This window comes from Bacillus cereus group sp. MYBK220-1 (assembly GCF_051916445.1).
GTDB classification, from domain to species: Bacteria; Bacillota; Bacilli; order Bacillales; family Bacillaceae_G; genus Bacillus_A; species Bacillus_A cereus.
The window spans coordinates 1,147,379-1,159,670 of the sequence record NZ_JBQAGQ010000002.1; the positions used below are offsets into that span (position 1 = coordinate 1,147,379).

A 12,292-nucleotide genomic window follows, 5' to 3' on the forward strand; every position below is an offset into this window, starting at 1 on the left:
TTTTAAGGAATGAAATTGATATAATGATGAGTAATAAAGGGGGAGAAATGATGGGAATACATATTAGAAGAGCAATAAAGGATGATATACAAGGTATAGCAAAGGTGCATGTCGATAGTTGGAAAGCAACGTATAAAGGGATATTTGCTGACGAAATTCTAGATAATATAGCATATGAGAAACGAGAAAAACAATGGGAAGATATTTTTCAAAAAGAAGGTAATCATCAATTTAGATTTGTAGCAGAGAATTTAAATGGAGAAATAGTTGGATTCATCGATGGGGGGATAGAAAGAACTGATACATATAATTGTGATGGAGAATTATATGCAATCTACCTTTTACAACAGTATCAAGGAATGAAAATAGGACAAAAGTTATTTCAAGCGTTACTATCAGAATGTGTAAAGAATGATATGCAATCACTTTTAGTTTGGGTTGTTACGAATAATCCTTCTAAAAAGTTTTATGAAAAATTTAACCCGGAAAAAATTGATACGAAATTTTTAGAGAGAGTAAGGGTAGAAGAAACAGCGTATTGTTGGAGAGATTTAAATTTGTTACAAAAACAAACAGCTATATAGATTTATACATATAATAATATTATGTAAATATATCATAGGGAAAGGTATACCTCATTTGGTGTACCTTTTTATTAATCCATCAAAAAATGGATTAATAAAAAATAGTAGGTAATTAGTTTGAAAGCAAGAAATTTTCTAGTGTACTTTTAACTAGATTAAAGAAAAGAAAGAAAAAAATAAAAATTTAATTTGATAAAAAAATTCTGAAATATACTCTTGAATTGAATATCATTATCAATTAGAATCATAATTGATAACGATGTTCAATTATCAATTGTAATATGAAATTCTCATAGCGTTAATATAAAGAGGAGGACCAACATGCAGCATGCGAAACAAATCGCAGAACATGCAACATTACAAAGCTTTTTAAACTGTTATTTAAGAGAAACAGGGAGTGGAGAATGGATTACAGAGGATGAAAGAATGAAGAGTATCTTCAGTAATACGTTGAATAGAGATACAGTCCCCACATATTTATGTTGTCGGCTATCGGCACAGAACGTTACTTTGTATGGAGAAGTTATATATAAATCATCAACAGATCGCCATTTGTTTGGAGAACAATTTTATTATCAAATTGGAGATAGTCATTCTGTTATTACAGCAGATTATGTTACAGTTATTACATTTTTAATAAAAGAGATGTCTATCAACTACGGAGAAGGAACGAATCCTGCGGAACTTATGCTTCGAGTTATCCGTAGTTGTCAAAATATTGAGGAATTTACAAAAGAGAGAATAGAAGATACATCCGCATTATACGGTTTTCATACAACTTTTATAGAAGCGGAGCAGTCTTTATTATTTGGGCATTTAACTCATCCTACACCAAAGAGTAGACAGGGGATATTGGATTGGAAAAGTGCAATGTATTCTCCAGAATTAAAAGGAGAATGTCAGCTTCATTATTTTCGGGCACATAAAAGTATAGTAAATGAAAAATCATTATTATCAGATTCTACAACAATGATTATAAAAGAAGAATTAAGTAATGATGAGATGGTTAGTAAGGAATTTATAGCGAAGTACTGTAAGGAAGATCAATATGCATTAATTCCAATTCATCCGCTTCAGGCAGAATGGCTCTTGCATCAAGCTTACGTACAAGATTTGATAGTTCAAGAATTGCTTGAGTATATTGGTCCTGTAGGTAAGTATTATATGGCAACATCATCACTAAGGACGCTATATCATCCCAATTCGAAGTATATGCTTAAGTTTTCATTTCCGGTGAAAGTAACGAATTCAATGCGTATTAATAAACTGAAAGAACTTGAGAGTGGTCTTGAAGGGAAGGAAATGTTAAATACGGCTATTGGTGAAGTACGAGAAAGATTTCCAGGATTTGATTTTATTTGTGATCCAGCCTTTATTACATTAAATTATGGAACACAAGAATCTGGATTTGAAGTGATTATTCGTGAGAATCCTTTTTATAGTGAACATGCAAACGACGCAACATTAATTGCTGGGCTAGTTCAAGACGCTATACCTGGGGAGCGTACGCGGTTATCGAATATTATTCATCGCCTAGCAGATTTAGAAAGTAAAAGCTGTGAAGAAGTAAGCTTAGAGTGGTTTAGACGATATATGAATATTTCTTTAAAGCCAATGGTATGGATGTATTTACAGTATGGTGTTGCATTAGAAGCTCATCAGCAAAATAGCGTTGTTCAGCTAAAAGATGGTTATCCGATCAAATATTATTTCCGTGATAATCAAGGATTTTATTTCTGTAACTCAATGAAAGAGATGCTTAATAATGAATTAGCTGGTATTGGAGAACGTACTGGAAATTTATATGACGACTATATTGTGGATGAGAGATTTCGTTACTACTTAATTTTCAATCATATGTTTGGCCTCATTAATGGTTTTGGCACAGCAGGATTAATTAAGGAGGAAATTCTTCTCTCGGAATTAAGGTCTGTACTTGAATCATTTCTTCCATATAACCGGGAACCTTCTACATTTTTAAGAGAATTATTGGACGAAGATAAGTTAGCGTGTAAAGCAAATTTACTAACGAGATTTTTCGATGTCGATGAGTTAAGTAATCCATTGGAGCAAGCTATTTATGTGCAAGTACATAATCCACTCGTTAGAGAAGTGGCTGTTCGTTCATAAATAACGTTAAAATTTCACGTAATACAAATAATGGTATTTTGTCATAAGGTGGAGGGTTTTATGAGAGTGGACATGTATCATACGAAAGTATTGAAGGCGCTCGAATCAGAAGATTACATTTCAGTACGAAGAAGAGTGCTACGTCAATTAGTAGAATCGTTAATTTATGAGGGGATTATTACACCGGTTCGCATAGAAAAAGAAGAACAACTTCTTTTTCTAATACAAGGACTTGATGAAGAAGACAAAAGTGTCACGTACAAATGCTATGGCAGGGAACGGATGACATTTGGACGTATTTCGTTAGACTCATTAATAGTAAGAGTTCAAGATGAACAGCAAGAAATACAGTCTGTCTCGCAATTTCTAGAAGAAGTTTTTCGGGTTACTAGTGTAGAACAAGCTAAATTAGATTCTTTTATGCACGAATTAGAACAAACAATATTTAAAGACACGATTGCACAATATGAAAGAAATAATAAGAGAGAATATACTCAAAAATCTTACGATGAGTTTGAAAGCCAATTAATAGATGGCCATCCATACCATCCTAGTTATAAAGCACGTGTTGGATTTCAATATCGTGACAATTTTCAATATGGTTATGAATTTATGCAGCCAATAAAACTCATATGGATTGCAGCACATAAGAATTATGCGACTGTAGGTTATGAGAATGAAGTGATGTATAACAACCTTTTAAAAGAGGAGATTGGCGATCGTAAATTAGAAGAGTTTATGGAACGAATTCGTAATAAGGGATGTAATCCAAAACAGTACGTGTTTATACCTGTTCACCCATGGCAGTGGGAGAATTTCATCATTTCAAATTATGCGGATCATATACAGGGTAAATTTATTATTTATTTAGGAACATCAGAGGACGATTATTGCGCGCAACAGTCAATGAGAACGTTAAGAAATATTACGAGTCCAAAGAAACCGTACGTTAAATTATCGATGAATTTACTCAACACTTCAACACTTCGTACGCTGAAACCATACTCTGTTGTGAGTGCACCAGTAATATCAAATTGGTTAAATGATGTTGTAAGTAATGACGCCTATTTAATGGATGAAGCACGTTTAATCTTGTTAAGTGAGTTTTCAAGTGTAACGTATGACACGAATAAGAAAGCTATATATGGTTCATTAGGATGTATTTGGCGCGAAAGCGTTCATAAGTATTTAGATGCACAAGAGGATGCAATTCCTTTTAATGGTTTATACGCTAAAGAGAAAGATGGTACACCAATTATTGATGCGTGGTTGAATAAATATGGAATGAAGGATTGGCTACAATTACTTATTCAAAAAGCGATAATACCAGTTATACATCTTGTTGTAGAGCATGGCATCGCACTGGAATCACATGGACAAAATATGATTCTAGTCCATAAAGAAGGGGTGCCTGTTCGTATTGCGTTAAAGGATTTTCATGAAGGGCTTGAGTTTTATCGTCCATATTTGAAAGAAGTTGACAAATGTCCCGACTTTACTAAAATGCATAAAACATATGCGAATGGAAAAATGAATGATTTCTTTGAAATGGATGGCATTGAATGTTTGCAAGAGATGGTGTTAGATGCACTATTCCTGTTTAATTTAGGAGAATTAGCATTCGTACTTGCGGATGAATATGGATTGAAAGAAGAACATTTTTGGATGATGGTTGTTGAAGAAATTGAAGATCATTTAAGAATATATCCACATTTGAAAGGTAGATTTAAAAATATTCAATTATATGCACCTACATTCTATGCTGAACAATTAACGAAACGTCGATTATATATGGATGTGGAATCGCTTGTTCATGAAGTTCCAAATCCATTGTATAGAGTAAGAAAACTTATGAAACAAAAATCAATTGTTACAGGGGGAAATTATGCTAATCGTTAATAAACAAGAGTATAGCAAAAGTGATTTTAATTTGAGATTACAAGTTTATGAGGAATTGGAACAATTTCAAGAAGCAGAAGGAAATAGATTTGCACTTTGTCTGAAAGATCCATTCGATATTATTACGCTTGTGTTTTTCTTAAAAGAAAAGAAATCATCAGTATTACTTATACATGAAGATACGCCAAAAGAAACGGTTATTGAAATGGCAAAGCGTGCAAATTGTGTAGGAGTTTTATATGGAGAATATGGCGATTTTACAAAATTAGAAGTAGGGAACTTTTTACTAGAAGAGCCTTCTTTATTGCAATATAGTTCGGGAACTACGGGAGAACCGAAACTGATTCGTAGAGCATGGACGGAAGTTGATACAGAAATTACTGCCTATAATGAAGCTTTAAACTGTGAAGTAGATGAAGTGCCAATCGTTATGGCTCCTGTTTCACATTCATACGGACTAATATGTGGTACGTTATCAGCAATTACGAGGGGGAGCAAACCTGTAATCATTACGAACAAAAATCCTAAATTCGCATTAAATATAGTTCGCAATACAGAAAAACATATCATATATGCAGTACCACTTATGTTACACATTATGGGGAGTTTTCCATTAGGAACGTTCCAGTTTCATAAAATTATGACATCAGGATCGCCTTTGCCAGAAGCACTATTTTATAAACTAAAAGAAATGACAACATATATGATGCAGCAATACGGTTGTTCTGAAGCAGGTTGTATTAGTATATGTCATGATATGAAAAGCCATTTAGATTTAGGAAACCCTCTACCTCATGCAAGTATTAGCATAGGTTCAGATGAAAATGCACCGGAAGAAATTGTCGTGAAAATGAATGATAAGGAAATTTTCACGAAAGATTTAGGTTATAAATCTGAGCGTGGCATTCATTTTATGGGGCGTATGGACGATGTAATTAATGTTTCAGGATTAAAAGTCTTTCCTATAGAGGTAGAAGAAACGATGCTTCGATTGGAAGGTGTGCAAGAGGCAATTGTATATCGAGGGAAACATCCTGTGATGGGCGAAATAGTTAAAGCGAAAGTGATCTCTCATGTTGATCCAGTGAAAATAAGAGAATGGTGTATTCAGCACTTACCTTCTTATAAAGTTCCGTATGAAATTGAAAGTGTAAATGAAATTCCTAAAAATAAAACTGGAAAAGTAAGTAGAAAGTTACTAGAGATGGGAGAGGTTACAACATGAGACGGGAAGCGTTAAAGAATGCCGTGTTAAAAATTATGATAGAAAAAATGGAACTGAAAAATGTAACGCATTTAGAAGAAACGATGCGCTTAAATCAAGATTTATATATAGATTCGGTAATGATGTTACAGCTTATTGTATACATAGAAATGGATGTAAAGCTATGCGTTCCAGAGGATGAGGTAGATCCAAAGGCATTTCTTACTGTAGGATCTTTGCTTGATTTTATGGAGGAGTTAGAGCCGTTACAGGAAGTAAATGTGAATAACTAACCTTTAGGAAAGTGGATGAGAGTATGACTTCAATTAAAGTGCACTGTTTAGTGAGTTGTTTTTGTGAAATTATAAAAAGGCGTAGCGACATTGATTTTCGTCCATTTTATTTTGGACTATGGGATGGAGATTTTGATATAACAGAAGGCGGAATTATTTCATATCACTCTGAAAACATTAACCATGATCATTATTTACTTTGGTTTGAAAAATTGTACGGTATTAAAGTAAACGAATGGTATGATCATGCAAAAGATAAAGATAGCAATGTAGAAACGTTTTTAGAATTAGTAGAAAACAAGCCGGAAAATCGTTATGTCATTGTAATGGTTGATATGTCTCTATTACCAGAGAGGGAAAATAAATTTCATCAAAAACCGTTTCCACATTATTTAATGATATCAAAAACAGAGAAAGAAGAAGAGTGGTTCATGCTAGATCCAGATTTTCGTTGGGAAGGAAATATGGAAAGAGAAAAAGTACTTCACTCTATTCAAGATAACCCATTTGGTGGAGGGTATTTCATTGATATAGAAGGAATTGGGGAGCCAACGCAAGAAACAGTAGCTAGTTATTTCACAGAAACATTCAAAAAGAACGACAATGAACTGACTATGGAACTGAAAAAATTAATTGTAAAAATGGCAAATGAGGAAGAAGGATATGCGCTTTCTGGACTTGTAGCAGCAGTAAAACAAATACCAGTACTTGCAATTCGTAAATATAGTTATGAGCATGCCTTTGCATACTTCCGTGAAACGTTGCAATATTCGGAGCAAGAATTTGATTATTGGTGTGATCGGGTAGAGGATATTGTACAAGGATTTACAAATGTACAGTATCGTGCAATTAAAATGGCAATGACGAATAATAAAGGTATGCTAGTATCAATTATTGAAAAACTGGATGAAATGAATGCAATTGAACTGCAGATTAAGAAGGAATTAGAGAGACAGTTTCTATCATGGAAAGGTATGAAAACAAATCAATCTGTCGCAACTCTTTAATAAGCTAACTGAATTTAAGATAGGGGAGTTTAATGCTATGAAATATTCGCTATGTACCATTTCATTTCGTCATCAATTAATTTCATTTACTGATATTGTTCAATTTGCATATGAAAACGGTTTTGAAGGAATTGAATTGTGGGGGACACATGCACAAAATTTGTATATACAAGAACGCGAAACGACAGAACGAGAATTGACTTTTCTAAAGGATAAAAACTTAGAAATTACGATGATAAGTGATTACTTAGATATATCATTATCAGCAGATTTTGAAAAAACGATAGAGAAAAGTGAACAACTTGTAGTACTAGCTAATTGGTTTAATACGAATAAAATTCGCACGTTTGCTGGGCAAAAAGGGAGCAAGGACTTCTCGGAACAAGAGAGAAAAGAGTATGTGAAGCGAATACGTAAGATTTGTGATGTGTTTGCTCAGCACAATATGTATGTGCTGTTAGAAACACATCCCAATACACTAACGGACACATTGCCTTCTACTATAGAACTATTAGAAGAAGTAAATCATCCGAATTTAAAAATAAATCTTGATTTTCTTCATATATGGGAGTCTGGCGCAGATCCAATAGACAGTTTCCATCGATTAAAGCCGTGGACACTACATTACCATTTTAAGAATATATCTTCAGCGGATTATTTGCATGTGTTTGAACCTAACAATGTATATGCTGCAGCAGGAAGTCGTATTGGTATGGTTCCGTTATTTGAAGGTATTGTAAATTATGATGAGATTATTCAGGAAGTGAGAGGTACGGATCTTTTTGCTTCCTTAGAATGGTTTGGACATAATGCAAAAGAGATATTAAAAGAAGAAATGAAAGTATTAATAAATAGAAAATTAGAAGTAGTAACTTCGTAATGTGAAATGATGTGAGAGTCTCGTTTTAGAGGCTCTTTTTTTATGGTAAAAAATAACCAAAAATTTCCATGTATTTTAATTTGAATTTAACACAATTTATATATAAATAAGGAGGTGATTGGTAATGGCTAGAAATCGTAATTCTAATCAATTAGCATCACATGGAGCACAAGCAGCTTTAGATCAAATGAAATATGAAATTGCACAAGAGTTTGGTGTACAACTTGGCGCTGATACTTCTTCACGTGCAAACGGTTCTGTAGGCGGTGAAATTACAAAACGCCTTGTAGCGATGGCAGAACAACAACTTGGTGGCGGATATACTCGCTAATTGTAGAAGGTTATAGGAGAAAGGAAGGATTCTTCCTTTCTTTTTTTTTCAATTAATTGGTATGGATATATTGTGAACTGGATTCAAAGAATAGGAATAATACTATAATTTCCCCAATTTCTTTTGTTGTGAATGGGAAGTAGTAAAGATGTAATAGCCCTGGTGGAATGAAAAGTTACGTTCCAGCGGGGCTATTATATGGTAAGAAATATATGATGAAAGGTTTCGAAGCCAACATGTTAAAAAAAGAAAACTGTTGTTTAATTGCGCTTGCATCAGTTCCACTTGTTATGACATTAGGGAATTCAATGCTCATCCCAATTCTGCCGACTATTGAAAAGAAATTACATATTTCATCGTTTCAAGTATCCATGATTATTACAATTTACTCTATCGTAGCCATTCTACTTATACCGATTGCTGGTTATTTATCAGATAGATGGGGACGAAAGATGGTAATGGTTCCGAGTTTGCTGATTGCAGCTATAGGAGGAGCGATAACTGGTTGGGTATCTTGGAAAGTTGATAATCCCTACAATTGGATATTGATTGGTAGAGCGATTCAAGGTATTGGTGCTGCTGGTGCAATGCCAGTTGTTATACCGTGTGTTGGTGATTTATACAAAGACGAAAAACAAGTTAGTACAGGTTTAGGAATCATAGAAACATCCAATACATTTGGGAAAGTGCTGAGCCCTATTTTAGGGTCTGCTCTTGCTGCCGTTGTATGGTTCTTACCATTTTGGGCGATTCCAATTTTATGCGTAGTATCAATTGTTTTATTACTTGTTCTAGTAAAGGCAAAGAAACAAGAAGGAGAAGTACCACCACTTAAAGAGTTTATAAAATCTATTCTGTCTACGTTTCGAGAAAAAGGAAGATGGTTAATTGCCATTTTTGCATTAGGTGCAATTATTATGCTTATTTTATTCGGAATTCTCTTTTATTTGTCGACTATACTGGAATCAAAGTATGACATTCATGGTATATGGAAAGGGTGTGTGCTTGCTATCCCGTTACTTGTACTGTCACTTAGTTCATATATGGCCGGTAAAAAAATTGGAGATAATCAAAATGTTATGAAGAAGTGTATCTATATTGGTTTTTTAATGGCAGCTGCATCAGTCATCATTCCTTTATTTATAAAAGGGATTTATTTACTACTTCTTTGTCTCGTTATTATGGGGATAGGGATTGGTATGGCACTCCCATGTTTAGATGCCCTCATTACACAAGGAATTGAAAAGGAGCAAAGGGGAACAGTTACGTCATTTTACAGTTCAATGCGATTTATCGGTGTAGCAGCTGGACCACCTTTATATTCTTTTTTCATGAAAGGGGCGGACCATGAAGTGTTTTATTTGACAAGTATTTTCGCTGCCATTGGTGCTGTCATAGCAATCATTTGGATTAAACCAGCAAAGGATGCAAAGACGGTAAAACAGAAACCAGAGCCTACTTCATAATTTGTAAGAGAATTGCATGATGTTTTGAGTAACATGCAATTCTCTTTCGTTCATTAAGAATAAATAACTTGTTTTAACATATAAAGCGCGACACCCCATATGATGAGACCAGAAAATTTATTTAATAATAAAATTGTCTTTCCGGTTGAGTCTAGTCTTTTTAGAAATTTCCCCGCTAACGCTAAGCTTATAAACCAAATCCAAGAAACGATAATAGTTGCAAGTGTGAAAGCCCATTTTTCACTTCCTATGTATTGAATAGAATTTGTTCCAATTACACCGATTGTGTCTAAAATAGCATGTGGATTTAATAACGAAACGGATGCTGCGAAAAGGATTTGCTTTTTTAAGGGCATACTTTTTTCTTGTTTTACATCGTTGGAAGGGTTACTTCTCCAAATAACAAAGCCCATGTATAGGAGAAAGAAAAATCCAATTATATATAACGAGTTAGTTAGCCAAGAAAAAGTAAGGAGTACAAGGGAGACACCTTGCACTGCAATCAATATGAGTAACGTATCACATATAGAGGCAGTTAATACTACAGGGGCTGCCCTCCAAATGTTTGGTTGGCTCGCACCTTGGTTAAAGACAAAAACATTTTGTACACCTAATGGAATGATAAGTCCAAATGCAAGAATGATACCATGAATAATTGCTTCACTCATCATATTACCTCCTATTTTAATTCATTATGATAGTGTATATTGTATAGAAGAAATGAAAATTTGTATCCATCCATATGGTTGGGGAGGTTACCAACCAAAAAGAATATAAGGTGATATAATGGAAAGATTCGTTTGGAAACCGAATATGTCTCTAGCGACTCCTCTGTATAAACAAATAGAAATGTATATAAAAGAAAGGATCGTTAATGGAGAATGGACCGTTGGAACGAAATTACCTTCACAAAGAGATTTGGCACATACATTTGGTGTGAATCGAAGCACAATTGTAATGGCTTTCGATGAACTAGTTGCAAAGGGATACATAGAAGGGAATGGCAGGAAAGGAACAATTGTTGTAAATAATAATGAGAATGCTTCAACTTACGCACCTCCGCCTAATTGGCAGTCTTATGTAGAAACAGGACTTCATTATCCGAATCTCCAAGCTATTCAGGAGATTAATCAAGCTGAATTTTATCCACATGTAATTCGATTAGGAACAGGTGAGCTCGCGCCGAGTCTCTTACCTGAGAAAAAGATGAAAGAAATTATGAATAAGCTTTTAAAGTCAAATGTGACGCTTGGGTATGAAGAGCCGAAAGGAAATTTTTATTTAAGGGAAAAGATTTCCGAATACTTAAAGGGGCATGGTATATGTGTATCTCCGGACTCTATATTAATTGTTTCCGGAGCAATTCAAGCGCTGCAACTTATCTCTATGGGGCTTCTTCCAAAAGGGGCATCCATCTTATTAGAAAAACCATCCTATTTATATTCGCTTAATGTTTTTCAATCCGCAGGAATGCGTTTCATTGGAATACCAATGGATGAGAACGGTTTAAATACATCATATATTACAAAATATAAGAAGCAATTTAATGCATCTATTTTATATACAATCCCGTCTTTTCATAATCCAACGAACTTTAGTATGAATGCGAAGAGACGAATAGAAGTGATGGAAATATGTAATGAAATTGGATTACCTATTATAGAGGACGCAGTGTATCAAGACTTATGGTTTGATGCACCTTGTTCGAAACCTTTAAAAGCCTATGATAAAAACGGAATCGTACTACATATTGGAAGCATGTCCAAAGTAATTAGTCCAGGGTTAAGAATTGGATGGATTGTTGGACCTGAGCCAGTAATTCAAAGATTGTCAGACATAAAAATGCAAACAGATTATGGTTCAAGCACTATATCCCAGCAAATTGCAGCAGAGTGGTTTACAAATGGTCTATATGATGAGCATTTGCGCTTTGTAAGAAGTGAATTGAAAAAACGAAGAGATTTTATGTTACTAATGTTAGATAAATATCTTCGTGAAATAGCAACTTGGCATGAACCAACAGGGGGATTTTATATATGGGTACATATAAAAGTAACCATTTCATATCGCAGTTTATTTGATAAAGCTCTGCAAGAAAAGGTTTTATTAAACCCAGGTACTTTATATGATAGAAGTGCAAATCAATTTTTGCGCCTATCGTATTCATACGCAACGTTAGAAGAAATTGAAATAGGTATAAAAAAACTTGCACAACTAATGAAAAAGTAAGAGGAGAAAGTAATGAAACAATATGTAATTTGCCAAATGATCAATGGAGAAAAATATTTAGCTGCTTATGCGGAGACGAAGCAAGAAGCGATTGAAAAAGCAGAACTGTTAGGATTAAGAACGGGAAATCGTTACATAGTTATTACTGCAGAGGAAGCCGAAGGGTTAACGTATCCTTAAACAATGTACGAGATTATATAATAATAAATAAGTCTAGTAATATAAGAAATTACTAGACTTATTTATTATTAAGTTGTTAAACGTTCTCG

The 12,292-nt window shown here is 34.1% G+C and carries 12 protein-coding genes; 11 read left to right on the top strand and 1 reads right to left on the bottom strand.

The genetic code is table 11. From position 1 onward, the window contains the following. The first annotated feature begins 47 nt into the window (after window positions 1–47). The 9 genes from ACTFRU_RS12815 to ACTFRU_RS12855 all read left to right on the top strand — a co-directional run bounded on the left by ACTFRU_RS12815 (window position 48) and on the right by ACTFRU_RS12855 (window position 9,794). On the top strand, window positions 48–584 hold the full coding sequence (locus ACTFRU_RS12815; RefSeq protein WP_163093506.1) for a GNAT family N-acetyltransferase: 537 nt from the start codon (window positions 48–50) through the stop codon (window positions 582–584). Window positions 585–905: 321 nt separating this feature from the next. Then, window positions 906–2,714, top strand: a complete 1,809-nt coding sequence (locus ACTFRU_RS12820) for an IucA/IucC family protein (protein ID WP_001163343.1) — start codon at window positions 906–908, stop codon at window positions 2,712–2,714. 60 nt (window positions 2,715–2,774) lie between these two features. Next, window positions 2,775–4,613, top strand: a complete 1,839-nt coding sequence (locus ACTFRU_RS12825) for an IucA/IucC family protein (protein WP_001261828.1) — start codon at window positions 2,775–2,777, stop codon at window positions 4,611–4,613. Next, a complete protein-coding gene (locus ACTFRU_RS12830; RefSeq protein WP_000909583.1) occupies window positions 4,600–5,838 on the top strand; it encodes an AMP-binding protein in 1,239 nt (412 codons plus the stop codon). The genes ACTFRU_RS12825 and ACTFRU_RS12830 overlap by 14 nt, the downstream gene beginning before the upstream one ends. After that, on the top strand, window positions 5,835–6,110 hold the full coding sequence (asbD, locus tag ACTFRU_RS12835) for a petrobactin biosynthesis protein AsbD (RefSeq protein WP_001250560.1): 276 nt from the start codon (window positions 5,835–5,837) through the stop codon (window positions 6,108–6,110). The genes ACTFRU_RS12830 and asbD overlap by 4 nt, the downstream gene beginning before the upstream one ends. A 23-nt stretch (window positions 6,111–6,133) precedes the next feature. Then, window positions 6,134–7,117, top strand: coding sequence for a DUF6005 family protein (locus ACTFRU_RS12840; RefSeq protein ID WP_149149516.1), 984 nt, complete (start codon window positions 6,134–6,136; stop codon window positions 7,115–7,117). Between the two features lie 37 nt (window positions 7,118–7,154). After that, window positions 7,155–7,997: a sugar phosphate isomerase/epimerase family protein gene (locus ACTFRU_RS12845; protein WP_000877670.1), complete on the top strand. Its 843-nt coding sequence runs from the start codon at window positions 7,155–7,157 to the stop codon at window positions 7,995–7,997. Window positions 7,998–8,121: 124 nt separating this feature from the next. Next, entirely contained in the window at window positions 8,122–8,328 is a 207-nt protein-coding gene (locus ACTFRU_RS12850; protein ID WP_000113545.1) for an alpha/beta-type small acid-soluble spore protein, read from the top strand. 236 nt (window positions 8,329–8,564) lie between these two features. Beyond that, the gene (locus ACTFRU_RS12855; RefSeq protein ID WP_113303231.1) at window positions 8,565–9,794 is read left to right on the top strand and encodes an MFS transporter; all 1,230 of its coding nucleotides are present in this window, start codon (window positions 8,565–8,567) and stop codon (window positions 9,792–9,794) included. Window positions 9,795–9,847: 53 nt separating this feature from the next. Here the strand turns inward: ACTFRU_RS12855 and ACTFRU_RS12860 are convergent, their stop codons facing one another. Further along, on the bottom strand, window positions 9,848–10,462 hold the full coding sequence (locus ACTFRU_RS12860; RefSeq protein ID WP_001287303.1) for a LysE/ArgO family amino acid transporter: 615 nt from the start codon (window positions 10,460–10,462) through the stop codon (window positions 9,848–9,850). 118 nt (window positions 10,463–10,580) lie between these two features. Between ACTFRU_RS12860 and ACTFRU_RS12865 the strand changes: the two genes are divergently transcribed. Together ACTFRU_RS12865 and ACTFRU_RS12870 are read left to right on the top strand one after the other, a co-directional pair. Then, the gene (locus ACTFRU_RS12865; RefSeq protein ID WP_290102325.1) at window positions 10,581–12,023 is read left to right on the top strand and encodes an aminotransferase-like domain-containing protein; all 1,443 of its coding nucleotides are present in this window, start codon (window positions 10,581–10,583) and stop codon (window positions 12,021–12,023) included. A 12-nt stretch (window positions 12,024–12,035) separates the two neighbouring features. Next, window positions 12,036–12,203, top strand: coding sequence for a DUF3933 family protein (locus ACTFRU_RS12870; RefSeq protein ID WP_000816389.1), 168 nt, complete (start codon window positions 12,036–12,038; stop codon window positions 12,201–12,203). Window positions 12,204–12,292: the final 89 nt, after the last annotated feature.